Annotated in this window: 22 protein-coding genes and 5 pseudogenes; 20 read left to right on the forward strand and 7 right to left on the reverse strand. The window is 59.8% G+C overall.

The genetic code is table 11. The features are described from left to right. The first annotated feature begins 19 nt into the window (after positions 1 to 19). From A2G06_06710 to A2G06_06790, 17 genes and pseudogenes are all read left to right on the forward strand, one after another. Positions 20 to 1075, forward strand: coding sequence for a pilus assembly protein PilM (locus tag A2G06_06710; protein ANA40053.1), 1056 nt, complete (start codon positions 20 to 22; stop codon positions 1073 to 1075). Next, on the forward strand, positions 1069 to 1644 hold the full coding sequence (locus tag A2G06_06715; protein ID ANA40054.1) for a fimbrial protein: 576 nt from the start codon (positions 1069 to 1071) through the stop codon (positions 1642 to 1644). The genes A2G06_06710 and A2G06_06715 overlap by 7 nt, the downstream gene beginning before the upstream one ends. A gap of 37 nt (positions 1645 to 1681) precedes the next feature. Next, positions 1682 to 2278, forward strand: coding sequence for a pilus assembly protein PilO (locus A2G06_06720; GenBank protein ID ANA40055.1), 597 nt, complete (start codon positions 1682 to 1684; stop codon positions 2276 to 2278). Beyond that, positions 2262 to 2807 (forward strand): pilus assembly protein PilP, encoded by a 546-nt coding sequence (locus A2G06_06725; GenBank protein ID ANA40056.1) that lies wholly within the window; start codon positions 2262 to 2264, stop codon positions 2805 to 2807. Before A2G06_06720 ends, A2G06_06725 begins: the two co-directional genes overlap by 17 nt. Before the next feature lie 9 nt (positions 2808 to 2816). Continuing rightward, positions 2817 to 5503: pseudogene (locus A2G06_06730) on the forward strand (pilus assembly protein PilQ). Positions 5504 to 6241: 738 nt separating this feature from the next. After that, positions 6242 to 7423 (forward strand): chorismate synthase, encoded by a 1182-nt coding sequence (locus tag A2G06_06735; GenBank protein ID ANA40057.1) that lies wholly within the window; start codon positions 6242 to 6244, stop codon positions 7421 to 7423. Beyond that, complete coding sequence (locus A2G06_06740) at positions 7389 to 7934, forward strand: shikimate kinase (protein ID ANA40058.1); 546 nt, start codon at positions 7389 to 7391, stop codon at positions 7932 to 7934. Before A2G06_06735 ends, A2G06_06740 begins: the two co-directional genes overlap by 35 nt. Continuing rightward, a pseudogene (locus A2G06_06745) lies at positions 7931 to 9018 on the forward strand (3-dehydroquinate synthase). Before A2G06_06740 ends, A2G06_06745 begins: the two are co-directional and overlap by 4 nt. Further along, positions 9015 to 10136: a hypothetical protein gene (locus A2G06_06750; GenBank protein ID ANA40059.1), complete on the forward strand. Its 1122-nt coding sequence runs from the start codon at positions 9015 to 9017 to the stop codon at positions 10134 to 10136. The pseudogene A2G06_06745 and the gene A2G06_06750 overlap by 4 nt, the downstream one beginning before the upstream one ends. Further along, complete coding sequence (locus A2G06_06755; protein ANA40060.1) at positions 10115 to 10477, forward strand: GTPase; 363 nt, start codon at positions 10115 to 10117, stop codon at positions 10475 to 10477. The genes A2G06_06750 and A2G06_06755 overlap by 22 nt, the downstream gene beginning before the upstream one ends. Before the next feature lie 29 nt (positions 10478 to 10506). After that, entirely contained in the window at positions 10507 to 10959 is a 453-nt protein-coding gene (locus tag A2G06_06760) for a 3-dehydroquinate dehydratase (protein ID ANA40061.1), read from the forward strand. Positions 10960 to 10962: 3 nt separating this feature from the next. Beyond that, entirely contained in the window at positions 10963 to 12030 is a 1068-nt protein-coding gene (locus A2G06_06765) for an integrase (GenBank protein ID ANA40062.1), read from the forward strand. Positions 12031 to 12079: 49 nt separating this feature from the next. Next, entirely contained in the window at positions 12080 to 12559 is a 480-nt protein-coding gene (locus tag A2G06_06770; GenBank protein ID ANA40063.1) for an acetyl-CoA carboxylase, biotin carboxyl carrier protein, read from the forward strand. A gap of 30 nt (positions 12560 to 12589) precedes the next feature. After that, a complete protein-coding gene (locus tag A2G06_06775) occupies positions 12590 to 13930 on the forward strand; it encodes an acetyl-CoA carboxylase biotin carboxylase subunit (GenBank protein ID ANA40064.1) in 1341 nt (446 codons plus the stop codon). A 3-nt stretch (positions 13931 to 13933) separates the two neighbouring features. Next, positions 13934 to 14332, forward strand: coding sequence for a glycine cleavage system protein H (locus A2G06_06780; protein ANA40065.1), 399 nt, complete (start codon positions 13934 to 13936; stop codon positions 14330 to 14332). A gap of 78 nt (positions 14333 to 14410) precedes the next feature. Further along, entirely contained in the window at positions 14411 to 15232 is an 822-nt protein-coding gene (locus tag A2G06_06785) for a futalosine synthase (GenBank protein ANA40066.1), read from the forward strand. 35 nt (positions 15233 to 15267) lie between these two features. After that, positions 15268 to 17667 carry a diguanylate cyclase gene (locus A2G06_06790; protein ANA40067.1) on the forward strand — a complete coding sequence of 800 codons (2400 nt, stop codon included), beginning with the start codon at positions 15268 to 15270 and terminating at the stop codon, positions 17665 to 17667. Here A2G06_06790 and A2G06_06795 read toward each other — a convergent pair. Both A2G06_06795 and A2G06_06800 read right to left on the reverse strand, forming a co-directional pair. Then, positions 17645 to 18097, reverse strand: a complete 453-nt coding sequence (locus A2G06_06795; GenBank protein ID ANA40068.1) for an NUDIX hydrolase — start codon at positions 18095 to 18097, stop codon at positions 17645 to 17647. The genes A2G06_06790 and A2G06_06795 overlap by 23 nt on opposite strands. 71 nt (positions 18098 to 18168) lie before the next feature. After that, a pseudogene (locus tag A2G06_06800) lies at positions 18169 to 18458 on the reverse strand (hypothetical protein). A gap of 278 nt (positions 18459 to 18736) precedes the next feature. Here A2G06_06800 and A2G06_06805 point away from each other — a divergent pair. From A2G06_06805 to A2G06_06815, 3 genes are all read left to right on the forward strand, one after another. Further along, a complete protein-coding gene (locus A2G06_06805; protein ANA40069.1) occupies positions 18737 to 20155 on the forward strand; it encodes a phosphoglucomutase in 1419 nt (472 codons plus the stop codon). A 156-nt stretch (positions 20156 to 20311) separates the two neighbouring features. Continuing rightward, the gene (locus A2G06_06810; GenBank protein ID ANA40070.1) at positions 20312 to 21169 is read left to right on the forward strand and encodes an iron-sulfur cluster assembly scaffold protein NifU; all 858 of its coding nucleotides are present in this window, start codon (positions 20312 to 20314) and stop codon (positions 21167 to 21169) included. Next, the gene (locus tag A2G06_06815) at positions 21166 to 22341 is read left to right on the forward strand and encodes a cysteine desulfurase NifS (protein ID ANA40071.1); all 1176 of its coding nucleotides are present in this window, start codon (positions 21166 to 21168) and stop codon (positions 22339 to 22341) included. The genes A2G06_06810 and A2G06_06815 overlap by 4 nt, the downstream gene beginning before the upstream one ends. 123 nt (positions 22342 to 22464) lie before the next feature. Here A2G06_06815 and A2G06_06820 read toward each other — a convergent pair whose 3' ends face one another. The 5 genes and pseudogenes from A2G06_06820 to A2G06_06840 form a co-directional block, all read right to left on the reverse strand. Continuing rightward, positions 22465 to 22899 carry a histidine kinase gene (locus A2G06_06820; protein ID ANA40072.1) on the reverse strand — a complete coding sequence of 145 codons (435 nt, stop codon included), beginning with the start codon at positions 22897 to 22899 and terminating at the stop codon, positions 22465 to 22467. Positions 22900 to 22923: 24 nt separating this feature from the next. Further along, positions 22924 to 23628, reverse strand: coding sequence for an ABC transporter ATP-binding protein (gene livF, locus A2G06_06825; protein ID ANA40073.1), 705 nt, complete (start codon positions 23626 to 23628; stop codon positions 22924 to 22926). Positions 23629 to 23655: 27 nt separating this feature from the next. Further along, positions 23656 to 24375, reverse strand: coding sequence for an ABC transporter ATP-binding protein (locus A2G06_06830; GenBank protein ID ANA40074.1), 720 nt, complete (start codon positions 24373 to 24375; stop codon positions 23656 to 23658). A gap of 10 nt (positions 24376 to 24385) precedes the next feature. Continuing rightward, a pseudogene (locus A2G06_06835) lies at positions 24386 to 25457 on the reverse strand (branched-chain amino acid ABC transporter permease). Positions 25458 to 25472: 15 nt separating this feature from the next. Next, positions 25473 to 26338, reverse strand: a pseudogene (locus tag A2G06_06840) (branched-chain amino acid ABC transporter permease). Between the last annotated feature and the right edge of the window lie 106 nt (positions 26339 to 26444).

A 26444-nucleotide genomic window follows, 5' to 3' on the forward strand; every position in this document is an offset into this window, starting at 1 on the left:
CTCGGACGGGATGGGGCGTATGCTTTTCTCCAAAAAGAAAGAAATCGTCGGCATCGACATCGGCTCCAGCTCTGTGAAGCTCGTTCAGCTCAAGGAGCAGAAGGGGGGGTGGCAACTGGTCAATGTCGGCATCCAGCCCTTGCCTCCCGAGGCCATTGTCGATAATACCCTCATGGACAGCTCGTCCGTTATCGAAGCGGTCAAGGGGCTCATGAAGGGACTTTCCGTCAAGGTCAAGGATGTGGCCTGCTCCATTTCCGGGAACACGGTCATCATCCGCAAGATCAAGCTTCCGGCCATGACCCCCGAAGAGCTGGAAGACCAGATTCAATGGGAAGCGGAACAATACATCCCCTTCGACATCAACGATGTGAACATTGATTTCCAGATCCTGGAACCCGACGAGGACGATCCCTCCCGCATGAACGTCCTGCTCGTGGCCAGCAAAAAGGAAATTATCAACGATTATGTCAACGTCTTTGCCGAGACGGGTCTCAGGCTCGTGATCGTCGATGTGGATTCCTTCGCGGTCCAGAACGCTTTTGAACTCAATTACGAAACCGATCCCGAAGAGGTGGTTGCGCTCATCAATGTCGGTGCCAGCATTCTGAATCTCAATGTCGTCAGGGGGGGAAGCTCCCTTTTTACCCGCGATGTGCAGGTGGGAGGGAATCTCTTCACCGAGGAGATCCAGAAGCAGTTCGCCTTGAGCAGCGAGGAGGCAGAACAGGTGAAAGTCACCGGCGAGTACCCCGACAAGGCCAAGCTGAAGGATGTCATCGCCCGCGTCAACGAAACCCTGGCCGTGGAGATGCGCCGTTCGCTCGATTTTTACAACACAACCGCGAACGAGGGAAGAATCGCCAGGGTGTACCTGAGTGGAGGGGCAGCCAAAAGCTCCATGCTTGCCGAAGCCGTGCAGAACAAGTTGGGCGTTCCGGTCGAGATGCTGGACCCGCTCGCGAAAATCACCTGCAGCGAGAAAGAGTTCGACCCCGAGTACCTTCGGGAGATCGGGCCGCTCGTGACGGTTGCCGTGGGGCTGGCCACGAGGAGGGTGGGTGACAAATGGTAAGGATCAACCTGCTTCCGGTCAGAACGTCCAAAAAGAAGGAAACTGCCAGGCAGCAGATGGCGATTCTGCTTGTTTCGGTGCTGGTGGTCCTCGGCGTGGGGCTCGGCCTGTTCGGCTACGCCCAGGCAAAGATCAAGACGGCAAAGAGCGATATTTCCGGTGCGGAAAGCGAATTGCAGCGGCTCAAGGGGAAAATCGGCGAGCTCGAGAATATCAAGAAGCTGAAAGATGATGTCACAAAGAAGCTTGACGTGCTCGCCCAGTTGCGCAAGGAAAAAACCGGCCCCGTGCGCCGTCTGGCTACCCTCAGCGATGCGACGCCGGAGAAACTCTGGCTCACCAAGTATTCCGAGAACGGACCGAACGTCAGCATCGGCGGCATCGCCGTGGACGAGGATCTGATCGCCGCCTTCATGCGCAATCTCCAGCAAACGGATGACTACACAAACGTCGAGCTGGTCGTGTCCGAGCAGACCGAAGTCGGCGGTGTGAAGGCGAAACGGTTCGAGCTCACCTGTGCCATCAAGGCGCTGAAAAAAGAAGAGCCCGCGCCGGCTAAGAAAAAATAAGGCCATAGGCCCCGGAAAACATTCTCAAGGACTCCCAATGGACGCGAGAATAGAAAAACTGCTCAAGCTCCCCAACAGACAGAAGATTGCTCTCCTGGCGGCAATTCTTGCGATAGAAGGGGCTGCCCTGTATTGGGGGCTGTACGCTCCTCGCCAGAAGGAACTTGCGGACCTGCGCGGGAAGCTTGAGAAGCTCCAGCACGAGGTCCAGGAAAAGACCCGGATCGCCAACAACCTTCCCAAGCTGAAAAAGGAGTATCAGCAATTGCAGAAGGACTTGGAGAGCGCGCTTACCGAGTTGCCCAACCAGAAGGAGATACCCTCGCTGCTCACGGGAATCACCAGCGTAGGTAAAGGGGCGGGCCTCGATTTTCTCCTCTTCAGGCCAAAGGGCGAAGAACCCAAGGACTTCTATGCCGAAGTGCCGGTTGATATCTCGGTATCGGGCTCGTTCTACGGAGTGGCGAATTTCTTTACCGCCGTCGGCAACCTGCCGAGGATCGTCAACATAACGAACGTATCGTTCACCGACATCAAGCCCATGGGCGGCAAGACCACCGTCAAGGTCAACTGCCTGGCCACGACCTTCCGCTTCATCGAAAAGAAAGAGACCAAGGATGACAAGAAGAAATAGCCTATCGATTCTTGCCGTTTTGGTGGCTCTCACCTTTGTCTCGGCTGGCTGCGGAAAGAAGGAGCAAGCGCCTCCTCCGACTCCTCCCCCAAAGGCCTCCCCTGCACCCCAGGCACAGCCTCCGATCCAGGGCCGAACCACCTCCGCCGCGATTGTCCCTGCGACGGGCCTTGCCCAGTACGACTTCACCAGCCGCCGTGACCCGTTCAAACCCTTTCTCCAGGCCAAGGCTCCCGGAAAATCCCCGGCCGTGCGGGGACCGGCCGCCGGTCTGCTGCCGATCCAGAGCTACAACGTGGAGCAGTTCAGGATTACGGGCATCATCGTCGGGCTCAGGGAAAGCAAGGCGCTCATCGTTGATCCGGCCGGCAAGGGCTATGTGGTGAAAGAGGGCATGAGCATCGGCGCCAATAACGGTGTGATTACGAAAATCGCGCCTTCGTATCTGGAAGTGAGCGAGCGATATACCGATGATTTCGGCAAGGTGAGGAAGCGGACGGTCAAGCTTTCTCTGGCGAAGAAACAGTAAGGAGTCCCCATGAGAATCCAGACGACACTCTCCCGGAAACTCGTCCTGATGTCACTGCTGGCCGTGTTCTGCGGATGCGCTGAGGTTCACTCCAGCGTGAAGGGCGACGCCATGGCCGAGCAGGTCAAGGGGGGCGTCCTGCGCGAGATCAAGGTGGCGGAAACGGGTGAGGGCGCCCGGATCGTGCTGTCAGCCGACCGGCCCTTGGCCTACACGTTCTACAAGACGGCTGATCCGCCCAAGGCGGTCATCGACTTGGCCCGTACCGAACCGGGCGCCATTGCGTCGCCGATGGAGGTGAACTCCGATACCATCCGGCGCATTGAGACGGTGCGGTACGGAGAAGGCGCCACGGCCATGACCCGCGTGGAGGTATATCTCACACGCGACACCGAGGTGAACGCGGCCATCGATGCCAGCGACAAAGGAATGCTTGCCCTTGCCGTGGCACGTCCTGCCGTGGCCGGTGCGCCCGCTGCCGCCGAAGCCGCGCCGGTTGCTGCCCAGGCCCGGGAAGCGTTGCCGGTTCCCCGGTGACGGCCGACCCAGTCCCGGCAGTAGTTCAGGCGCCCGTTGCCGCGAAGCCTCAGGCTCCGATAGCTCCTGTCCTTTCCTCGCAGACCGGTTCCCCCGTTATCAAGGCCATCGAATCGCAGAATGGCTACCTGCTGATTGAAACAACCGGAGAAATAAGGGACTTCAAGTCCTTCCGCCTTGCCAAACCCGATCGGCTCGTGGTGGATATCGCGGACGCCAAGCTCGGAGTGAACTCAAAGGTCATCCCGCTGAACGCCTTAGGCATAGGCACGGCCCGCATTGGCGCCTATCCCGACAAGGTCAGGATTGTACTTGACGCCGCAGGAGGCACTCTTCCTCCCTTTGGCGTGACAAAGGGGGCGGCCGGCCTGGTGGTTGCACCGGCTGACAGGGTTGTTGAAGCACCGCGTGCTGCCGCCCCTGCGCAGCCTTCCGCCTCAGTATCCCAGGCGCGGCAGCCGGAGCCGGTCAAGCCCGCCGAACCGTCAAGGGGTTCAGCCCCTGCGGTTGAGTCCATTGATTTCAAGGTGATTGATGGGACCTCGCGCATCACAGTTGCCGTCACCGGCGCCTGTGCCAACGACAAGCCGGCGAAAACCGCCGACGGCTTCAGCGTGACGCTCAGAAACTGCGTCCTTCCCAGGAAGCTGCAACGTCATCTCGATACGGGCGCTTTTGCCAGTGTCGTTCAGAAGGTTACTCCCTACCAGGTGAAGACCAAGGGGCACAGTGACGTAAAGATTCAAGTTCTGCTCCGCCAGCCCGCATCCTACGATGTCAGGCGTGAAGGGGACCTGCTGCAGATGAATATCAGGAACCCCGAAGGCTTCGAGCCTCCGGTGGCGGATGTGCCTGCCTCTCCCGCGCTTCAGGATGGCAAGGCCCAGGCTGCTGTCCGGCAGACCCCCAGGGAGTCCGATCCGCTTGCCGGCGTCGCCCCGTCGGGCGGAACAAAGAAGGTGTATACCGGGCGCCGCGTGACGCTTGAATTTTCCGATGCCGATATCCGCAAGATATTCCAGCTCATCGCCGAGGTGAGCAATCTCAACTTCCTCGTGGGCGACGACGTTTCCGGCACCATCAGCCTTAAGCTGGTCAACGTTCCCTGGGACCAGGCCCTTGATGTCATTCTTGAGAACAAGGGCCTGGGGATGCAGCGGGACGGCAACATCGTCCAAATCCGCCCCAAGTCCAAGATCCAGACCCTGGCTGACGAAGAGCAGGCCCTGAAGCGGGCCAGGGAACGGGGCATGGAACTGAAGACGGAAGTCTTCGACATCAACTTCGCCACAGTGGGGGATATCGTATCCCAGTTCAACACCGTCAAGAGTGAGCGGGGAACCATCAGCCAGGATGCGCGGACCAACCGGGTGATCGTGAAGGATATCGAGCCGGCTCTGGCTGAAATGCGTGCCTTGCTCAAAAATCTGGATTTGCCTGAAAAGCAGGTGCTCATCGAAGCGCGTATCGTGGAAGCAACCTCCACCTTCACCCGCGACCTGGGTGTCCAGTGGGGGCTCCATTACAAGGATGGGTCAGCCTCGATTCTCAATGTCAATGCCATGGATGCCGGATTCGGCGGCATCGTGACACCGCCGCCAGCAAGCGGTTTTCCTACAGCCACGTCTTCCGGCGGTGCGGTAGGCATTTCCTTCGGCAAGCTCACCAACAACTTCCAGGTTGATCTTCGTTTGTCGGCCGCTGCCGTTGCCGGTCTCGTCAAAATCGTGTCGACACCGAAGGTGGTTACTCTCAACAACAAAGCAGCGAAGATTTCCCAGGGCCAGTCTATCCCGTATCAGACAACATCCGCAGAAGGAACCAAGACCGAGTTCGTCGAAGCAGCGCTCACTCTCGAGGTAACTCCGCATATCACCGCCGACGGCAGTATCTCCATGAAGATCAAAGCGTCCAACAACTCAGCCGGCACGGGATCACCTCCCCCCATTAACAAGAAGGAAGCAACCACGGAGCTTTTGGTTAAGAACAGTGAAACCACGGTCATTGGCGGCATTTACGTGGACAGTGACACGGATGAAAACCGCGGCGTGCCGTTCCTGATGGACATTCCCCTGCTTGGCTGGCTCTTCAAGTCAAACACGAAGAATAAAACCAAGACGGAATTGCTGATATTCATAACGCCGAAAATCGTATCCTAACCTATTGTGGAGGAAGGCATGATATTAAAGAAACTGAGCGGTCTTCTCTTGATTGCAGGGCTATTGATTGGCGGATGTGGCGGAAGCGGTGGCGATGACCTTGTCGGAGGCCTGACTCTCAATGCCTCAACTAATGATTTAACGGCAGGTAACTACCAGGTAACTGCAACGGCAAAGTATACGCACCCTTCAAAGGACCCTCTCGGTACCGAAATTGCCTTCAATACGAGGGTGTATACCAATATCTCTACTCTTGCGACATATAGTGCAACATATAAGGTAAACTCTTCCGGTGAGGTCGGGGTTGTTTATCCGGTTGTTCGACAGAGAAGCACACCAATATTCTATGACATCAATGCCAGTACTGGAGATTTGAACCAATTTAAAACTGTTTCCGTGCCAGCAGTAAGTTCACTGGCTGTTAATCCGACGGCATTGTCATTCGCCGACACAGATACGGTGGGAACAGCTAAAACCCTTGCTTTAAGCGGCGGCGTCACTCCATTCTCGGTCTCCTCCACTACTGCCGATGTGGAGGCGAGTGTCTCTGACAGGACTGTCACCGTCATATTGATGGCAAATCCAGTTGGACCTCAAACTGCAACGCTAACAATTACCGATGCCCTCGGTACTAGGCTTATGGTGCCAATTGGCTATTGATTGCCGCTGATTAATCATGATGAAGGATAAAGAAATGCCAGGGGGGTCCCCTGGCATTTCTTTGCCTGAGAGGTATTCATGCTACGTTACCTGACAGCCGGTGAATCCCACGGCCCGCAACTTACGGCAATCATCGAGGGGTTGCCGGCAGGACTGAACATTACCGAAGAGTCGATCAACCGCGATCTTGCCAGGCGCCAGTGCGGCTACGGCCGCGGCGGCAGGATGAAAATCGAGCGGGACGAGGTTCAGATTCTCTCCGGCGTGCGCTGGGGGGAGACCATCGGGTCACCGGTGACGCTCTGCATCATCAACCGCGATTGGATCAACTGGCAGGAGAAGATGTCTCCCAACGCACGGCACCGGGACGAGAAAATCCGCGTGACCCGCTCCCGTCCCGGCCATGCGGACCTGCCGGGAGCCATGAAATACGATCACCGGGACGTCCGCAATATCCTGGAGCGCTCCAGTGCCCGCGAGACGGCGGCGAGGGTGGCGGTTGGTGCTGTTGCCAAGGCGTTTCTCGCCTCGTTCGATATTGAAGTGAACGGCTTTGTTTCAGAGGTGGGGGGGATACGCGCCGAGCGTGGCGCTCTTCCGCTGGAGCGGATGAAAGAGTTGTCAGCCGCGTCCGAACTCTTTACCTATGATGCCGAGGCCGAAGAGCGGATGAAGGCCTTTATCGATGGCGCACGTGAGGCTGGCGACACGGTGGGCGGGGTGGTGGAGGTCATCGCCTCCGGCCTGCCCGTGGGGCTCGGCAGCCACGTGCAGTGGGATCGCAAGCTTGACGCCCGCCTGGCCATGGCGGTCATGAGCATTCAGGCCATAAAAGGGGTGGAGATCGGGCTCGGTTTCGATGCCGCCCGCCGCCCCGGTTCCCAGGTCCATGACGAAATCTACTATGACCCCGCGAGAATAGGCCGGGGCGAGCTTTCGGGCTTTTACCGCAAGGGCAATAATGCCGGCGGCATTGAAGGCGGTATCACAAATGGCGAGGATATCGTCATCCGTGCTGCCATGAAGCCGATCCCCACCCTCTATCGGCCGCTCCGCTCCGTCGACATGCAGACCAAAGAGCCCTTCGAGGCCACGGTGGAGCGTTCCGATGCCTGCGCCGTTCCCGCAGCGGCGGTGGTGGCAGAGGCGGTTGTGGCCCTTGAATTGGCCAATGCCATGCTGGAGAAGTTCGGCGGTGATTCGCTCGGGGAAGTACGGCGCAACTATGAGGGGTATCTGGAGTATCTCCGTGCCTTCTGACGGGCGCAACGTGGTCCTGACCGGTTTCATGGGGACCGGCAAGAGCACGGTGGGAAAGCTCCTGGCAAAGCGCCTCGGTTACTGCTTCAGCGATCTGGACGCGCTGATCGTGGGTCGGGCCGGCATCTCCATCAACGAGATATTCGAGCGTTATGGGGAACAACGGTTTCGCGAGCTGGAAACGGAAGCGATCCGTTTCCTTTGCGGCGTTTCCGGCCGGGTGGTGGCCACCGGGGGAGGGGCGGTTATTGCGCCCCGTAACAGAGAGTTGCTCCGCAAGGCGGGCCTTGTGGTGAATCTCACGGCCTCGCTTGAGGTGATCCTGTGTCGGTTGAAGGGGGATCGGGAGCGACCGCTGCTGAAGAGCAACAACACTCCGGAGGCCCTGGCCGCGCTCATGGCAGGTCGTGAGGACGCTTACGCCGATGCGGACTTGAGGATTGACACTGCCGGCAAAAGCGTGGAAGATGTGGTCACCGAAATCGCCACCTTTGTCCGGGAGCATCAATGACCATCGAGACGCTGAGAGTAGAACTCGGTGAACGGAGCTACGACATCCGCGTCGGCTCGGCGATCATCGGCACGATCGGCGCCGTGTGTCGTGACGCTGTGGCCGGCAGGCGCGTGGCTGTCGTGACCAATACTACCGTTGGTCCCCTCTATGCGGGCGGCGTGGCCGATTCGCTGACTGCCGCCGGTTTTAACGTGCTGCGCATTGAGATCCCCGATGGAGAAGAGCATAAGACCTCGGCCACCCTCAATCGCGTCTATGACAGACTCGTCAACGGCGGATTGACGCGGGACTCCCTTGTTGTCGCCCTGGGCGGAGGGGTGGTTGGAGACCTGGCCGGTTATGCCGCGGCAACATATCTGCGCGGCATCCCCTTCGTGCAGGTTCCGACCACGCTCCTCGCCCAGGTGGACAGCAGTGTGGGGGGCAAGACCGGCATCAACCATCCGCTGGGCAAGAACCTGATCGGTGCCTTCCACCAGCCCAGGGCGGTCCTCATCGACGTGGACACCCTTGCCACTCTTCCCCGGCGCGAGTATCTCGGCGGGCTTGCCGAAGTCATCAAGTATGGCGTGGTGCTCGATGGTGAGTTCTTCGCCTTTCTCGAACAGAATGTGAGCGCTCTTCTCGGGCGCGACCGGCAGACGCTGGTCCGGGCCATAACGCGTTGCTGCGCGCTGAAGGCCTGGGTCGTGGAGCAGGATGAGCGTGAGGCCGGCCTTCGGGCGGTTCTCAACTACGGGCACACGTTCGGCCACGCCGTGGAGGCGTTGACGGGCTATACTGCCGTGCTCCACGGGGAGGCGGTCGCCATCGGTATGGTGCGGGCCGCTGTCCTGGCAGAGGCCCGGGGATACTCCTCGGCCGGCGATACCCGGCGGATTCGCGCACTGGTGGAGGCGGTGGGGCTGCGACCGGGCTTCCGTCGTTTGACGCAGACAGCTATCGCGACGTACTCCTGCGCGATAAAAAGGCCCGGGATCGGGGGCTGGACTTCGTTCTCAACCGGGGAATCGGCAGCCACGAAATCGTCAGGATCGAAAACCTGTCTGAAGTATTCGGCATCTGCGGCGTGGGGGAATGACCATGGAACACGGAACCGAATCGTTCTGGACCGATATCAAGCGCTATGAGGATATCCTGGCCAAGGATCCCGGGTCGTACTGCTTTGCGCCTCTTTCAGAGTTGTATCGCAAAGTGGGGCTCCTGGACGACGCCATCATGACGGCCCGCACGGGGATCGGGCAGCATCCGGAGTATGTCGGGGGGTACATGGCCCTCGGACGCGCCTGCTTCGAGAAGGGTGAGCGGACGGAGAGCAGGACGGCCCTGGAGAAGGTCGTACGGGTCACGCCGGATAATCTCCTGGCCCAAAAGCTTCTCAGCCAGATCTATGGTGATGCCGGGGAAACCGATCTCGCCCGCCGGTGCCTGGAGATCATCCTTTCCCTCAATCCCGATGATCTGGAAAGCAGGCTCATGCTCGACGCCATGTGCCGGCAACCCTTTGAGAGCTCTGGCTATGCCGACGACCTCTTCGACGGTGCGGGCGCCGATGTGGAAGATGAATCGTTGCTGGAAGAGATCGAGATTATCGAAGAACTGGTTGACGAGGGGGTCGACGGGGAAGAGGTTGCAGCCGTTGCAGAGCGCACACCGCCTCCGCCGCTCGCGGAGGAGTCGTTCGCGGGCCTTCTTCTCGATGAAGAGCCCGCAGCGAATGCTGGCGTCCCGGGTCTGCACGATGTCCTGAGTACCGGCACCATCGCGGATCTCTACATAGCACAGGGGTTCCCCAAGAAGGCGCTCGTCATCTACCGTGAGCTGCTGGATGCCGACCCCCTCAATGAGGCGCTCCGCAACCGGATGGTGGACCTCAAGAGGCGCATCGATGAGGACGAGGCCCGCGCCCGCGAATCTGTCCTGATGGAGGGTGGTCCCTCCGTGGCCATGGCTGCCGGCGACGCGGAATTCGGCGAAGACGTGGCCGCGGGCACAGGTGCTTTCGAGAGTGAGGCGGTTTTCGGCTCTGCCGGCGAGTCGGCACCCCAGGTTGATACTCCCCTTGAGGACGCTGCAGTGACCAGGTCGTCGGCCAGCGTTGCAGGGGGGGATGGGGCCGCGGCCCATGTAGTCTCTGTGCTCGAAGGGTGGCTCGATTCCATTCGGAGGATACGCCAATGCCGTTCAGTGCCGCACTGAAGCAGATCGTCGACGGGGTCGAGGGAGGGCTGGGCGCGGCCATCATGGGCTACGACGGTATCCATATCGACGAGTATCTCAGGGAAGATCCCCCCATGGACCTCCATCTCCTGGCCGTTGAGTACGCCACCGTGCTCAAGGAGGTCAAAAGGACGGTCGATGTGCTCGGGACCGGCGACATGGAGGAGGTTTCCGTCGCTACCGAGCGGTCGCGGGTCATTGTCCGGGTCATAAACGACGATGCGTTTTTGGTCCTGACTCTCGAGCGGGACGGCAACTACGGCAAAGGGCGCTACCTGTTGCGCCTTGCCGCCCCGAAACTGCGCGAACTGCTGTCGTAAGCCAGCCTCTCCGGAAAAGGAGCACATGCATGCGCATTCTCGTGGTGCACGGCCCGAACCTGAATCTGCTGGGAACCCGCGAACCGGGCATCTACGGCACGTTAACCCTTGATCGGATCAATGAGTCTCTGGTAGCCTTGGCCGATGAGCTGGGGTGTACACTCTCCTTGTTCCAGTCCAACAGCGAAGGGGCGCTGGTCGATGCCATCCAGGCCGCGGCGGGAACCTGTGCCGGCATTCTCATCAACCCGGCCGCATATACCCACACCAGCGTTGCCATTCGCGACGCCCTCACCGCAGTGGCGTTGCCGGTGGTTGAGGTGCATCTTTCAAATATCCATCGCCGGGAGGAATTCCGGACCCACAGTTTCGTCGCACCCGTTGCCGTGGGGCAGATCACGGGGTTCGGCGCGGACAGCTACCTGCTCGGGTTGCGCGCCCTTTTTACCCACATTGAAAAAGGGATTGTCACCAAGGGTTGAAACATGTTACAAAACAGGCTCAATAAGGCCCGGAGTCATGCTGAAAAACACGATGTTGATGCCATCGTGTTTTTTAACATGAGTAACGTTCGGTACCTTTCCGGATTCACCGGAAGCGATGGTGCAGTGGTCCTCGGGAGGGAGGCGTGCTGGTTCCTCACCGATTCACGCTACACCACCCAGGCGTCCCGTCAGGTTGCCGGGTTCCCGACGGTCGAATATCGCATCAAACTCGACGGGATCGCTGAGCTGGCGCGGGAACAGGGATTCCGCCGGATCGGGTTTGAGTCTGAACACACGACGGTTGCCGTGTACGAGTCCCTGCGGCAGAAACTCCCCGAGACCGAACTGGTGCCCATCGGTGATGAGCTTGCCCAGCTCCGGCTGATCAAGGACCCCTCGGAATGTGAGATCTTGTCCCGTGTCGCCCGGTTGGCCTCCGAGGCCCTGCTGTCAGTCCTGCCGTTGGTGAAGCCGGGCGCCGTGGAGCGCGAACTGGCCCTTGAGCTCGAATTCGCCATGCGCCGCGCCGGTGCGGAGAATTCATCCTTTGATTTCATCGTGGCTTCCGGCGAACGGGGAGCCCTTCCCCACGGACGTGCCAGCGACAAGGCACTGGCTGCGGGAGAACTGGTTACCATCGATTTCGGCGCACGGTACGAAGGCTACTGTTCGGACGAAACCGTGACCGTTGCCGTGGGCGCCCCCGATGAGCGCCAGCGCCAGGTCTACGGCATTGTCAAGGAAGCTCACGATCGGGCGATTGCCGCGGTCAGGCCCGGCACCGAATTGCGGGAAGTCGATCGGATCGCCCGCGGATATATTGAAGAACAGGGCTACGGCGCCTTTTTCGGCCATGGCCTCGGCCACGGCGTCGGCCTTGACGTCCATGAGAGGCCGGTCGTTTCCCCCCGGAGCGAGGGTGTAGCGGCTGCCGGCATGGTTTTCACCATCGAGCCGGGCATCTACATTCCCGGCTGGGGTGGCGTGCGGATCGAAGACACGGTCATCGTTACCGAGCATGGTTGCCGTCCTATTACCATGGTTCCCAAGGAACTCATGATTTTGTAACGCCGTTGGCACGTCCCGGCGGCGATACCCGTCAAAGGAGATACGATACATGGATATCAAGGATCTGAAGTCACTCATAAAAATGGTTACCGAAACCGACATCACCGAGTTCGAGCTGGAGGGAGCCGAGGAGAAGATTCACATCAAGCGCGGCTGTACTCCCCAGGTGGTCCAGTATCAGGCCCCCGCGCCCATGATGGCCATTCCCCAGCCTGTTGCCGCACCGGTTGCCGCTGCTGCGCCCGCCCCGGTTGCAGCTCCTGCTGCCCCCGCTCCCGCCGTGGCGGCCGGCAAGGAGGTAGCCTCTCCCATCGTCGGTACCTTCTATCGTGCCCCGGCCCCTGATGCGGCCCCTTACGTGGAAGTCGGCCAAGTGGTGGAAAAGGGGCAGGTCCTCTGCATCGTTGAGGCCATGAAGCTCATGAACGAAATCGAGGCCGAGTTCCGCTGCAAGATCGTCCAAATATGCAAAGAGAACGCCCAGCCGGTGGAGTTCGGGGAGCCCCTCTTCATCGTGGAGCCGATGTAGCTCGTCCCGGCCGTCATTGGAGAAATCTACATGTTTCATAAAGTTCTGATTGCAAATCGCGGCGAAATCGCCCTGAGGGTCATCCGGGCCTGCAAGGAGCTGGGAATCAAGACTGTTGCCGTCTACTCGACAGCGGACAAGGATTCGCTCCACGTGAAGCTCGCGGATGAGAGCGTCTGCATCGGCCCCGCGCCGAGCCTGCAAAGCTATCTCAATATCAACGCCATTATTTCGGCTGCCGAGTTGACCGATGCCGAGGCGATCCACCCCGGCTACGGCTTTCTTTCGGAAAATGCCGCCTTTGCCGAGATCTGCGAAAACTGCGGCATAACCTTCATTGGCCCTTCCTCGCAGAGCATGCGCATCATGGGCGACAAGATCAGCGCCCGGCAGGCGGTGATCAAGGAGGATGTACCGATCCTGCCCGGCACCAAGGAGGGGGTTAACGACGTCAACGAGGCGGTGAAGATCGCCAAGAAAATCGGCTTCCCCGTCATCATCAAGGCGACTGCCGGCGGCGGCGGCCGGGGGATGAAGATCGTACACTCCCCGGCGGCCCTCCCCAATGCCTTTGCCACGGCCCGCGCCGAGGCCCAGGCCGGTTTCGGCAACCCCGAGGTCTACATCGAGAAGTACTGTGAGAAGCCGCGTCACGTCGAGATACAGGTCATGGCCGACAAGCACGGCAACGTGATCCACCTGGGTGAGCGGGATTGCTCCATCCAGCGCCGTCACCAGAAGATCATCGAGGAGTCGCCCTGCCCGGTCATGACTCCTGCACTCCGCAAGGCCATGGGTGATGCGGCTGTTCGCGCGTCCAAGGCCGTGGGGTACGACAGTGTCGGCACCGTTGAGTTCCTGGTGGACAAGGACCTCAACTTCTATTTCATGGAGATGAATACCCGGGTGCAGGTGGAGCATCCGGTGACCGAAATGGTGACCGGCATCGACATCGTCCGGGAGCAGATCCGTTCCGCGGCCGGTCTCAAGCTCCGTTACAAGCAGAGCGACGTGAAGCTGCACGGCCACGCCATCGAGTGCAGGATCAATGCCGAGGATCCGGTGAAGTTCACCCCGTCGCCGGGCAAGATCGTCGGCTACCATACCCCGGGCGGCCTGGGGGTGCGGATCGATTCCTTTGTCTATGATCAGTATTCCGTGGTTCCCCATTATGACTCGCTCATCGCGAAGCTGATCGTCCACGCCGAAACCCGGGAGGATGCCATCCGCCGCATGGCCCGGGCCCTTGACGAGTACATCATTGAGGGCATCAAGACCACGATCCCTTTCCACAAGAGGATTATGGACAACAAAGACTTCATGGAGGGGAACGTCGACACCGGCTTCCTCGAGCGAATCGTGCTGGAGTAGGGCATGGATTTTCCTGAAGAGCTCAAGTACAGCAAGGAACACGTCTGGGTCAGGGAAGAGGGGGATCGGGCGGTCATCGGGCTGACCGATTACGCCCAGGATGCCCTGGGCACCGTCAGTGCCATAGAACTGCCCACGGTGGGAGATGAACTGGAGCAGGAGGATTCCTTTGGTTCCCTTGAGGCACGTAAGACCGCGTCGGAGCTTTACGCCCCCATCAGCGGGACGGTGCTGGAGGTAAACGAGGAACTGGACGCTGCCCCGGAGATCGTCAACGACGACCCCTATGACGGGGGGTGGATTGCAGTGGTCTCACTCGATGACCCTGAAGAGCTCAAGTCGCTCCTGTCGGCGGAGGATTACGCAGAGTACGTGAGCCAGGCCGACGAAGACGAAGAATAACCAACAGCGGCGTTTCAGCCGCTGGCAAAGGCGAGATACCCATCTCGCCTTTGTTTTTGACCAGAACCGGAGCACGCAATGCCACTGACACTCGGCCATATTGTCTATGCCAACTGTACGCCCATTTTCACTGCTCTGCGGGGCCTCGGCCACTCTCCCGATTACCGGATCGTGACGGGGGTGCCTGCCCAGCTCAACCGACTTCTCGCCCATGGCGGGATCGACGTCTGCCCCTCGTCATCCATCGAATACGCCACCCATCCCGACCGCTACGTGATCCTGCCCGACCTTTCCATCAGCGCGGTGGGGCCGGTCAAGAGCGTCATGCTCTTTTCCCGCGTACCCATCGAGCAACTGGATGGCGCCACCATTGCCATGACCACGGAGTCCGACACATCGGTCAATCTTTTAAAGATAATCCTGGGCCTGTTCCACCGGTTCACCAATCGGTTCCAGCGGACCGACCTCCCGCTGAAGGAGGCGCTGGAAGCCCATCCAGGTCTGCTGCTCATCGGCGACAAGGCCCTTCGGGCGGTTCTCGACGGCACTGCCCCCCACGTCTATGACCTGGGTGAGCTGTGGTACCGGTTCACGGGACTTCCGTTCGTGTTTGCCCTCTGGCTGGTCCGCCGTGAAGCTGCGGAGTCGCAGCGGGATGAGGTGGTCCGGCTGGGCGCCGACCTGCTCGCGGCAAAACTGATCTCCTACGAGTCCTATCCCGCCATTGCGGCAGAGGCGCCGGAACGCAACTGGATCGGCGAGGAGCAGCTTGTCGACTACTGGCGAACCATTTCCTACGATCTGACGCCCGCTCACCTGGACGGGCTGCGTCTCTTCTTTCGCCATGCGGCTGAACTCGGTTCCATTGCATCGGCTCCGGAAATTCGTCTGTTTTCTTGAGGATAGTTGGCATATGAATTGCTGAATAAATATTCATGACTCAGACTTCATTGACCGGCTCCCGTTGGCTCGATTCGGTGGCCAGGCGACTCAAACATCTGCGCGAAGGGCTCAAGTCTCCGGAATCCGGGCGTTTAGAAGAATACAAGGCACGCGCTCTTCTCGTGGTCAAGTGCCGTTGGCTGCTCCTGGCGCTTGTGGGCACCTACTGCCTCGTTGCGGGAAGTACGTATTATGTCAGTCGTATCGGTCTCTTTTTGTCACCGTCTCAGGTGATGTTCCTCGTGATCACCGCTTCGTCGGTGGTTGCCTACAATCTTCTGCTTCATCTCTTTCACCAGCGGATCATCTGGTGCTTCAGATTCATCAACATCATTCAGATTCTCCTCGACCTGTTCCTGGTAACGGTTCTCATTCACCTCAGCGGCGGTGCCTCCAGTTGGTTCTGGCCGGTCTATCTCATTGTTACCATCGAAGCCGCATTCCTGATTGAGGGAAAGCGTGAAGTCTGGCTCGTGGGGGCGTTCGGCGGCATTCTCTACGGGGCATTGCTTGGTCTGGAGCATGCCGGCGTCATCCCGAACGTCCCCATGCCCTTCGTGGAACCGGGGCTCCAGCGGGATCCTCACTACCTTCTTCTGGTCTGGCTCTGGGTGTCGCTACTCAACGCGGCTGCAGCCGTCATCGGCTCCTACTTCATGTCAGTGATCGAGCGCGAGTCGGAAGCGACGAGGCAGAGCGAAGAGCGGCTCATGGGCTTCCTCGATACGGCCAACGATCTGATCCTGAGCTTTTCTCCCGAAGGCCGGCTTCTCTATGTGAACGAGGCGTGGCAGCAGGTTCTCGGCTATACGGCAGAGGAGGCGAAGAAACTTTCCTTCTTCGGCATCATTCATCCCGACAGCCGTGAGCGATGCAATGCGGAGCTGGAGCGGATCCTCGCCGGCGATGTGCTCAGTCCGCTTGAAGCAACGCTGGTTGCCAAGGGAGGGCGATCCATCATTGTCGAGGGCAGCCTGACCTGTGGTGTCGATGGTGAAGGCTCCACCGCCGTGTGGGGCATCTGCCGGGACATCACCGAGCGCAAGCAGGTGGAGGAACAGCTCTACCGCCTCGCCCATCACGATACCCTGACCGGGCTCCCCAACCGCATCCTCTTCCTGGACCGCCTTCAGCAGGCAAAGGCCCATGCCAATCGATACCGGCGTCATGTGGCGCTCATGTTTCTCGACCTGGACCGTTTCAAGATCATTAACGACACCCTTGGTCATCCGGTGGGCGACAAGCTTCTTCAGGAGGTGGCGAAGCGCCTTGTGGACTGCGTGCGGGAGGTTGATACCGTGGCGCGCATCGGCGGTGACGAGTTTACCGTCGTGCTCGTGAACATCGACTCCGACGAGGACGTGAAGCGGGTAGCCAAGAAAATACTCAAGTCCCTGTCCGTCCCGTTCATGGTGGACAGCTTCGAGCTCTACATCACCACGAGCATCGGCATTGCCCTGTATCCCGGCGACGATGACAATCTGGACAATCTGGTCAAGAAGGCCGACATCGCCATGTACCATGCAAAGGGTGAGGGGAGAAACACCTTCAAGTTCTACGTCCCCAAGATGGACGCCAACGCGGACAAGCGGCTGCTTCTTGAAACCAGTCTGCGCAAGGCGCTGGATAATGAAGAATTCCGGGTCTACTATCAGCCCAAAGTCGACATCCTGACCAAAAGGATCACCGCCATGGAGGCCCTGCTGCGCTGGCAGCATCCGACGCTCGGCCTTGTGGCCCCGTCGGAATTCATCCCCCTGGCCGAGGAGACGGGGCTCATCGTTCCCATCGGCGAATGGGTGCTGCGCGCCGCCTGTCTCCAGAACCGCAAGTGGCTCGAGATGGGGCTGCCGCCCATGAGGGTGGCGGTCAACCTGTCCGGCTACCAGTTCCAGCAGCCTAACCTGTTGGACATTATTCGCGCCGTGCTGGCTGATACCCGTCTTGATCCCGGGCTTCTGGAGCTGGAGATAACCGAGAGCGTCATCATGCAGAACCCTGACTTTGCCGTGGCGGTCCTGGCAGAGATCAGGGAGCTGGGCATCCATATCTCCATTGACGATTTCGGCACCGGCTACTCGTCTCTGGCCCACCTGAAGCGTTTCTCCATCAGTACCCTGAAGATCGACAAGTCATTCGTGCGCGACGTGGAGATCAATTCAGCCGATGCCGCCATTGCCACGGCGATCATTGCCATGGGGAACAGCCTCAACCTTAAGGTTATCGCCGAGGGAGTGGAAACCGAGGGGCAGTTGTCGTTTCTGTCCGAAAACAAGTGCGACGAGGTTCAGGGGTTTCTGTTCAGCACACCCATGCCTTCGGAGGATGTGGCCGATTTTCTTCGGGGCAGGACCAACCTGGTGGCGCCTGTCAGTCTGAAATCAGACCCGTAACGAGCAGGTAGTCGTCGAGGATCTTTCGATGATCGAAACAGAGCGTGGCGGGGAGTTTGTTTGATGGGAAAACCGCGAGCCCGGCCGCGTCGTCGCCCGCCCGGGGCGTGCCCTGTGCGGAGGCGATGAAAACGGTGGATATGGTGTGCCGGCGGGCGTCGCGCCGGGGGTCGGAATAGCACCCCAGGAGCCTGAGGCCTGAGATGCGGAGAGAGGTCTCCTCCCATGCCTCGCGGACAGCCGCGGCCTCAAGGGTCTCCCCGCAGTCCACGAATCCTCCCGGCAGTGCCCATCCCAGTGGTTCGTTTTTTCGTTCAATGAGGACAATGCCATCGGGCGTTTCGATGATGATGTCGACCGTGGGGACGGGATTACGGTATGCGCGGACTTTTGCCCCGCAACGGGGACAGGAGAGGTACTCGAAGGGCATGGCGTCCTCCGGGGAAATGAAAAGGGGAGGAATCGCTTCCTCCCCCTTCGGTGCCGTTGCGTCCGTCCGGCTTACTTCTTCTTGCCGCCGGAGGCCTTCTTGGAGGCCTTGAGCGGGTTGATCCTGAGGTCATCGCCCTTTATCTCGACCTTCGCATGGGTGGCGAAGTTACAGATGCCGCCCACCCACTTTTTGCCCGGAGCCGGTAGGCACTGCAGACCTTGCCGATGGTCCCCTCGACGATCCGTTCGCACCCTTCGCAGTTCTCAACCACGTTTTGGCAGGAACCGCCGGTGAAGATGCAACCTTGTTTTCCCCAAAAGGTACACTCGGTACCGGGAAGTACCGTTTGACACAGCATCCTGAATCCTCCTAAGTGTTTTTTCCGTAAACCCGTGTAGTATCAAATCTAGCAATTTCAAAAGAATAAAGTCAACGGAAAAATCCCGCTGCCACAGGGATTGCGAAGCCTTTCGGGGCGTGCGTCAGGCGGCCGTGCCCGTGGGACGCATCTGAAAATCTCCGTGGCCATCCTGGCCGCGGGGTTGACTCCCCACAGGGTATGTATTACCCTTTGGAGGCCGGTAAATCAAGGCCTCCACGGCTCGGTGGCGGCCATGCTCCCAGGGGAGGGACTTCATGCATCGCATTACCTTCGGCACTTCCGGTTGGCGCGGCATTCTCTGCGAGGATTTCACCTTCGAGAACGTGAAGGTGGTGACTCAGGCCATTGCCGACCATGTGAAAGCAGTAGGCGAACAGGACAAGGGGATCATCGTCGCCTATGACACCCGATTCATGGGAGAGCGTTTCGCCAAGGAAACGGTCCGCGTCCTGGCCGGTGCCGGCATCAAGGCCTATTTCTGCCGGCGCGACACGCCGACGCCGGTCATTTCCTTCGAGATCCTGCGCCGCGGGACTGCGGGGGCGGTCAATTTTACCGCAAGCCATAACCCGCCCGAATACAACGGGATCAAGTTTTCTCCGTCCTGGGGCGGGCCGGCGTTGCCTGAGACCACCGGCGACATCGAGCGGCGGGCCAACGAAATGATGGGTGAGGTCTGTTACCGTGAGATGGCCCTTGACGAGGCGGTAAGGGCGGGGCTGCTGGAGGAGATCGATCCCCGGGAGGAGTACCTGAAGGCCCTGGAGTCCAAGGTCGACTTCGACGCCATCGGCCGTCTCGGTTCCGTTGCCGTGAACGCCCTCTACGGGACCGGCCGGGGGTATCTGGATGAGCCTCTGATGGCGCGAGGCGTGGGCGTAAAGGCGATCAACATGCATCGCGACCCCTATTTCGGGGGGTTTCCGCCCGAACCATCCGAGAAGTATATCCAGGATTTTATCCGACTCGTGAAGGATGATCCGGCCGTAGGGCTGGGGATCGCCACTGACGGCGATGCTGACCGCTTCGGTATCGTGGATGGCGATGGCACCTTTATCGAGCCGAACTACATCATTGCGCTGCTGTTCGACTATCTGGTCCGGGTGAGGAAGATGACCGGCGCGGTGGCCCGCAGCGTGGCAACGTCCCACCTCGTGGACGCGGTGGCAAAGAAGCACGGCATCGAAGTCATCGAGACGCCGGTGGGCTTCAAGTATATTGGCGAGCTGATCAGCCAGGACCGGATCATTATCGGTGGAGAAGAGAGCGCCGGCCTTTCCATCAAGGGCCACGTTCCCGAGAAGGATGGCATTCTCGCCTGTTTCCTGGTGGCAGAAATGGTCGCCCGGGAGGGGTTGTCCGTGAAAGCATTGCTGGCAAGGCTCTATGAGGAGGTCGGGACCTTTGTGACAAAACGGGAGAACATTACCCTTTCTCCTGCCGTGGAAGAGGGCTACGCTGAAAAGCAGCGCCAGGCGCCCGATTCCTTTGCCGGTCTGAAGGTGACGCAAAAGGTTGCCGTGGACGGCAGCAAGTTCATCCTTGAGGACGGCAGTTGGCTGCTGTTCCGCAAATCAGGGACCGAGCCGGTGGTTCGCCTGTACGGCGAGGCGTCCAGCGAGGAGAAGCTCGTGGCGGTCATGGCTGCCGGGAAACAGTTCATCCTCGGCTAAAACGCTGACGAACAGACAAACGGACGGTGCAACGGCGCCCATCCGCCCCAGGCGGCGGGGCGCCTTTTATCTTTGTCGGGTGAAAACGGAGTATTGAATACCTGACAATTTTGCTATAGTATTATCAAGCGATGACTACAATCCGAGGAGGAATCCATGTGGGATTACACTGAGAAGGTTCGGGAGCACTTCCTGAATCCCAGAAACGTTGGAGAGATACCCGATGCGGATGCGGTGGGCGAGGTGGGAAGCCTTGCCTGCGGTGATGCGCTCAAGCTCTATATCAAACTTGACGAGGCCAAGGAGAAGATCGTCGACGCAAAGTTCCAGACCTTTGGTTGTGCCAGCGCCATTGCATCGTCGTCGGCCCTGACCGAAATCATCAAGGGCAAGACCCTTGACGAGGCCCTGGCGACCACCAACCAGGAGATCGCCGAATTTCTGGGAGGGCTTCCCGAGGAGAAGATGCACTGTTCGGTCATGGGGCAGGAGGCCCTTGAGGTGGCAATCGCCAAATACCGAGGCGGTCCGGTGCCGACTCACCATGACCACGGTCACGAAGAGGCCGGGGGCGAGATCGTCTGCAAGTGCTTCGGCCTGACCGATGTCTTCCTGCGCAAGGTGATCGAGACCAACAAGCTGACCACCGCCGAGCAGGTGACCCATTTCACCAAGGCCGGCGGAGCATGCGGCGGTTGTATCCCGAGAATCAAGGAGATCATCAACGAGGTTCTGGGCGCCAAGCCGGCGGAAGAGCACAGACGGCCCGAAAAGTTGACCAACCTCCGCAAGATGCAGCTTATCCAGGAGACCCTGGAGAAGGAGATCCGACCCCAGCTCTGGGCCGACGGCGGAGATCTTGAGCTGATAGACATTGCCGGCAGCGAAGTGCAGATTGCATTCCGCAAGGCGTGCGCCGGGTGCGCCGCTTCGGGCAATACCGCCAAGTTCGTGGAGATGAAGCTGCGCGAGCTTGTGGCCGAGGACATCACTGTCACGGAGGTGGAGGGATGAAGGAGATCTACCTGGACAACAACGCCACCACCAAAGTGGACGAGGCTGTTTTCGAGGAGATGCGTCCCTATTTCTGTGACCTCTACGGCAACCCCAGCTCCATGCACTATTTCGGCGGCCAGGTCCAGAGGAAGGTGGACGAGGCCCGGAACCGGGTCGCTGCGCTCCTGGGCGCCCTGCCCGAAGAGATCATCTTCACGGCCTGCGGTACCGAGAGCGACAACGCGGCCATCCGTTCGGCCCTTGAGGTCTTTCCGGAGCGCCGTCACATCATTACCACCCGGGTGGAGCATCCGGCGGTCCTGACCCTCTGCCGTAACCTGTCCAAGCGGGGGTACCGGGTCACCGAACTGGGTGTTGACGGGGAAGGCCGGCTGGACCTGGATGAACTGCGGAGCGTGATTGACGAGGATACCGCCGTGGTATCGGTCATGTGGGCCAATAACGAAACGGGCGTGATCTTCCCGGTTGAGGAGATCAGCGGGATCGTCAAGGAGAAAGGAAAGGGTGCGCTGTTCCATACCGACGCGGTTCAGGCCGTGGGGAAAATCCCCATCAACATGGCCACGTCGTGCATCGACATGCTTTCCATTTCGGGACACAAGCTCCATGCCCCCAAAGGCACGGGGGTTCTTTATCTGCGCAAAGGGGTACCGTTCAGGCCGTTCATGGTTGGCGGGCACCAGGAGCACAGCCGCCGGGCCGGCACCGAAAACACCGCAGGCATCATCGCCCTCGGCAAGGCATGCGAGCTGGCAGGCCACTGGATGGAAGACGAAAATACGCGGGTCAGGGCCCTGCGCGACCGGCTCCAGGCCGCGCTGCTCGACCTGATTCCCCGGGCCAGGATCAACGGGGGCGAAGCAGAACGGCTCCCCAATACCCTCTCCATTGCCTTCGAGTTCGTGGAAGGGGAGGCGATCCTCATGCTGATGTCCGAGAAGGGGATCTGCGCATCGTCGGGGAGCGCCTGCACCTCCGGCTCCCTTGAGCCGTCCCACGTGCTGCGGGCCATGGGGGTTCCGTTCACCTGCGCCCACGGTTCCATCCGGTTCTCGTTATCTCGTTTCACCACCGACGGAGAGATCGACACCATAATCCGCGAGTTGCCGCCCATCATCCGGCGGTTGCGGGAAATGTCGCCCTTTGGCCGGGAGTTTCTCAACGCCTGATCCGTCCGGCACGTTGCAGCAGGAAAGAGAAAGGGGGACCGTCACTGACGTGTCCCCCTTTCTCTTTTTCAGACAGTTTGTGCATTGGCCGGGCAGCCCGGGCAGTGAGCCCAGGGCGCCGACTTATTTCTTGCAGGCATCCGGGTCCTTGCAGACCTCGATCAGGGCCTCAAGGGCGTTGGTGACGGTGAGGATTCCGACCAGCCGGTCGTCGTCGTCCACCACCAGGACGCCATTGAGCTTGCGATCGTGGAGAAGCTGGGCCGCCGCGGTCAGGTCGGTATCGGGTTTTACCTTGTACGGTTTCGGATTCATGGCCTCGGTGACCGGCGTCTTGGAAAGGATGTAGTGGACCTCCCAGGTGTCCAGCGACGTGGCCTTGGACGGTCTGAAATCCGCCACCATCTTTTCGGTGAGGATTCCCACGATCGTTTCCTTGTCCATTACCGGCACCCGGCGGATGTTCTTTTCCTTCATCAGATGGATCGCCTCGATGACCGTGGCGTCCTTTTCGATGGTGACGGGGTTCTTCGTCATCCAGGTTCCTACTTTAGTCATGTCAGTATCCTCCTCTGGTTGCCTCTACATTCCCAGGAATGCTTTTTTCACATGTTCGTCGTTCAGGAGGGCCTCGCCGGTGCCGGAGAGGACAACCCTGCCGGTCTCCAGGACATAGGCCCTGTGGGCGATCCTGAGCGACTGGAAGACGTTCTGCTCCACGAGGAGGATGGTGACCCCCTGCTTGTTGATCTCGGTGATGATCTCGAAGATGAACTTGACCAGGAGCGGTGCGAGACCGAGGGACGGCTCGTCCAGGAGCAGAAGCTTCGGGTTCGTCATCAGCCCCCGGGCAATGGCGAGCATCTGCTGCTCGCCGCCGCTCATGGTGCCGCCCAACTGTTTCGCCCGCTCCTTGAGCCGGGGGAAGAGGCCGAAGACCCGGTCCACGTTGGCCTCCCGGTCGCCGCGGGTGCTCTTGAGATAGGAGCCCATGCGCAGGTTTTCGAGAACCGTCATTTCCGGGAAGATCTTCCGTCCCTCGGGTACCTGGACGATCCCCTGTTCCACCACCTCGTGGGATTCCAGTTTGGTGAGGTCGGTGCCGTTGAAGGTGAGGGTGCCCGAGTCGGGTTTCACGAGCCGTGAAATGTTCTTGAGGGTGGTGGACTTGCCGGCGCCGTTGGAGCCGACAACAGTGACGATTTCACCTTCCTTGACCTCCAGGTCGATGTCCCAGAGGACCTTGAGGTCACCGTAGCTGAAATTGAGTTTTTCTATCGTGAGCATGGCATATCCTTTGTCGGAACAGTGAAATCAGTGCTCGGAGCCCAGGTAGGCCTCAACCACCGCCTGGTTATTGACGATCTCCTCCGGCGTTCCTTCGGCCAGCTTTTCGCCTGAGTTGAGGACCACGATGCGCTCGGAGATCCTCATGATCGCCTTCATGTCGTGCTCGATGACCATCTGGGTGATCCCGCCGCGTTTCTTGATGTCGAGGATCAACTGGATGATTTCCTCGCTCTCGGCCGGGTTCAGTCCTCCCATGACCTCGTCAAGGAGCAGCATTTTGGGCTGGGTGGCGAGAACGCGGGCCACCTCCAGCTTTTTCCGCTCGCCGATGGGGAGCCCGCCGGCAAGGAAGTCGGACTTGTGATCCAGTCCCACGACCTTGAGCTGCTCGTGGGCAATCTCGCGGGCAACCTTGAGGGAGCCGGTCCGGCAGAGGGCGCCGACCATGACGTTGTCGAGCACCGAGAGCTTGGCCAGGGGCCGGACTTTCTGCCAGGTGCGGACCATGCCGAGCTTGCAGACCCTGTCGGGTTCCATGCCGTTGATCTTCCTGCCGTCGAAGATCACGTCGCCCCGCGACGGGGGGTAATAGCCGGTAATGCAGTTGAACAGGGTGGTCTTGCCGGCGCCATTGGGGCCGATCAGCCCCATGATCATCCCTTCCTCCATGGAGAAGGAGACGTCCGAATTGGCGGCGAGACCGCCGAAGAATTTGCTGACGTGCTTTATTTCCAGTATCGCCATGGGATTGACCTCACATCGCCTTTTTCTTGGTGAGTTTCTTGACGTAGCCCAGGACGCCGTCGGGCATGAAGAGGATGACCACCACCACCAGGATGCCGTAGATCAGGGCATGGGCGTGGGCCAGGTGCTCCTTGAGGAGGATGCCGAAGCCGGACTCCTCGCTGGCCAGGCCGATTTTGAAGATCCCCTGGGCGATCAGGTTGCTGCGCAGGGCCTCCGACAGGGGAACCAGCACCAGAGATCCCACCACCGGCCCCCAGATGGTGCCGATGCCGCCGATGATGCAGATGAGGACGATCTGCACCGAGATGTCCAGGGCGAGCACCGTGGGGGATCGATGAAGCCGATGTAAATGGCGTAGAAGCTGCCGGCCAGCGACGTGAATGCTGCCGAGATGGCCAGGGCGATGTTCTTGTAGATGGAAAGGTTGATCCCGAGAGAATGGGCCGCATCCTGGTCCTCGCGGATGGCCTGGAAGTAGTAGCCGAGCTTGGAGTGCTGCACCAGGTAGGTGACTGCGATGGTCAGGATGGCGATCACCAGGCCGATGTAATAGAAGGGGACCTTGGAGAGAAAGTCGGTGATTACTGTTTCCCCCAGGGTGAAGGGGGGGATGTCCGTGGCCAGGATCCCCTCGGCCCCGTTGGTCAGATTTTTCAGGTTCATGGCGCAGAGGCGCATGATCTCGGCCACGGCAATGGACGCGAGAACAAAGTAGGGTCCCCGGAGCCGGAAGCAGATGCTGCCGATGATCAGGGAAACCACCAGTGCCACGATGATGCCGGCGATCATCCGTACCAGGGGGGGATCTCCTTGAACTGCATCAGGATCATGGTGGTATAGGCGCCGGCCCCGAAGTAGGCGGCGTGGCCCACCGAGTACTGTCCCGCGTAGCCGCCGACGATGTTCCAGCTCTCCCCCATGATGGTGCTGAGGAAGAAGAGGATCATGATGTGGAGGGCGTAGGGGCTCTCCACTGCCTTGGGAAAGAGGAAGAGGCCCGCGAGAATGACCACCCCGAGGATGATCGACACCGGCGAGGCTCCGCGCGTATTGGTTATCAGAGCATTGATCTGTCTCATGTCAGTCGGACCCCGCTACATTTTGGATTTGCCGAGCAGACCCGCCGGCTTGAAGAGCAGCACCAGGAGGAAGAGGACGAACACGACCACGTCCTTCCAGCCGGATGAGATGTAGACGGCTCCCAGGGACTCCGCCACCCCGATGATGACGCCGCCTATGGTAGCTCCCACGATGCTCCCCATGCCGCCGAGAACCGTGATGACGAACGCCTTGAGGGTGAAGGTGCTCCCGATCTGCGGGAAGATGTAGTAGGTGGGGGACACGAGCGCGCCGGCCGTGCCGGCCAGGGCCGCTCCCATGCCGAAGGCCAGGATCGACATCCGCTTCACGTTGATCCCCATGAGCTGGGCCGCCTCCCGGTCCTGGGCCGTGGCCCGGATCGCCTGGCCCGTATCGGTCCTCATCAGGAACCAGTAGAGAAGCAGCGTTATCGCCGCGGTGATCAGGAAGGAGATGGCCAGCGGCCACGAGATGGAGATGGCGCCGATATTGAAGCTGCTCGACGAATAGGGTGTGGTCAGTATCTTGTAGTCTGACGTATAGATGAACATCATCGTGTTGCTCATGATCAGTCCCAGGCCGATGGTGAGCAGGATCTGGTTCTGGGGCAGGGCACCGAGCACGCGGTTGATGAATGTTTTCTGGAGAAAGGCTCCGAAGAGGAACATGAGCGGGATGGTGAAGGCGATGGAGGCGAACGGATCGACCCCCGCCAGGGTAAAGAAGTTATAGGTCAGGTACATGCCGATCATCATGATGTCGCCGTGGGCGAAGTTGATGACCCGCATGACACCGAAGATGATGGTGAGCCCTATGCCGATCAGGCATAGACGCCGCCGATCAGGATACCGCTGATGAGCGATTGGAGGAAAATGGTCATGGATAGCTCCGGGTAAAAAATCTGGTTCACGCATCAAGGGCCAAGGGACGGAACGATGGAAAACCTCCATTCCGGCCCTTGACCCTTGACCTGCCTCAGTGGTCCT

This window comes from Geobacter anodireducens (genome assembly GCA_001628815.1).
In the GTDB taxonomy this organism is placed as follows: Bacteria; Desulfobacterota; Desulfuromonadia; order Geobacterales; family Geobacteraceae; genus Geobacter; species Geobacter anodireducens.

Excerpts from the sequence above, each read along its gene's own strand:
- A2G06_06710 (ANA40053.1), top strand. The coding sequence starts at position 20 with ATGCTTTTCTCCAAAAAGAAAGAAATCGTCGGCATCGACATCGGCTCC.
- A2G06_06715 (ANA40054.1), top strand. The coding sequence starts at position 1,069 with ATGGTAAGGATCAACCTGCTTCCGGTCAGAACGTCCAAAAAGAAGGAA.
- A2G06_06720 (ANA40055.1), top strand. The coding sequence starts at position 1,682 with ATGGACGCGAGAATAGAAAAACTGCTCAAGCTCCCCAACAGACAGAAG.
- A2G06_06725 (ANA40056.1), top strand. The coding sequence starts at position 2,262 with ATGACAAGAAGAAATAGCCTATCGATTCTTGCCGTTTTGGTGGCTCTC.
- A2G06_06735 (ANA40057.1), top strand. The coding sequence starts at position 6,242 with ATGCTACGTTACCTGACAGCCGGTGAATCCCACGGCCCGCAACTTACG.
- A2G06_06740 (ANA40058.1), top strand. The coding sequence starts at position 7,389 with ATGAGGGGTATCTGGAGTATCTCCGTGCCTTCTGACGGGCGCAACGTG.
- A2G06_06750 (ANA40059.1), top strand. The coding sequence starts at position 9,015 with ATGACCATGGAACACGGAACCGAATCGTTCTGGACCGATATCAAGCGC.
- A2G06_06755 (ANA40060.1), top strand. The coding sequence starts at position 10,115 with ATGCCGTTCAGTGCCGCACTGAAGCAGATCGTCGACGGGGTCGAGGGA.
- A2G06_06760 (ANA40061.1), top strand. The coding sequence starts at position 10,507 with ATGCGCATTCTCGTGGTGCACGGCCCGAACCTGAATCTGCTGGGAACC.
- A2G06_06765 (ANA40062.1), top strand. The coding sequence starts at position 10,963 with ATGTTACAAAACAGGCTCAATAAGGCCCGGAGTCATGCTGAAAAACAC.
- A2G06_06770 (ANA40063.1), top strand. The coding sequence starts at position 12,080 with ATGGATATCAAGGATCTGAAGTCACTCATAAAAATGGTTACCGAAACC.
- A2G06_06775 (ANA40064.1), top strand. The coding sequence starts at position 12,590 with ATGTTTCATAAAGTTCTGATTGCAAATCGCGGCGAAATCGCCCTGAGG.
- A2G06_06780 (ANA40065.1), top strand. The coding sequence starts at position 13,934 with ATGGATTTTCCTGAAGAGCTCAAGTACAGCAAGGAACACGTCTGGGTC.
- A2G06_06785 (ANA40066.1), top strand. The coding sequence starts at position 14,411 with ATGCCACTGACACTCGGCCATATTGTCTATGCCAACTGTACGCCCATT.
- A2G06_06790 (ANA40067.1), top strand. The coding sequence starts at position 15,268 with ATGACTCAGACTTCATTGACCGGCTCCCGTTGGCTCGATTCGGTGGCC.
- A2G06_06795 (ANA40068.1), bottom strand. The coding sequence starts at position 18,097 with ATGCCCTTCGAGTACCTCTCCTGTCCCCGTTGCGGGGCAAAAGTCCGC.
- A2G06_06805 (ANA40069.1), top strand. The coding sequence starts at position 18,737 with ATGCATCGCATTACCTTCGGCACTTCCGGTTGGCGCGGCATTCTCTGC.
- A2G06_06810 (ANA40070.1), top strand. The coding sequence starts at position 20,312 with ATGTGGGATTACACTGAGAAGGTTCGGGAGCACTTCCTGAATCCCAGA.
- A2G06_06815 (ANA40071.1), top strand. The coding sequence starts at position 21,166 with ATGAAGGAGATCTACCTGGACAACAACGCCACCACCAAAGTGGACGAG.
- A2G06_06820 (ANA40072.1), bottom strand. The coding sequence starts at position 22,899 with ATGACTAAAGTAGGAACCTGGATGACGAAGAACCCCGTCACCATCGAA.
- livF (ANA40073.1), bottom strand. The coding sequence starts at position 23,628 with ATGCTCACGATAGAAAAACTCAATTTCAGCTACGGTGACCTCAAGGTC.
- A2G06_06830 (ANA40074.1), bottom strand. The coding sequence starts at position 24,375 with ATGGCGATACTGGAAATAAAGCACGTCAGCAAATTCTTCGGCGGTCTC.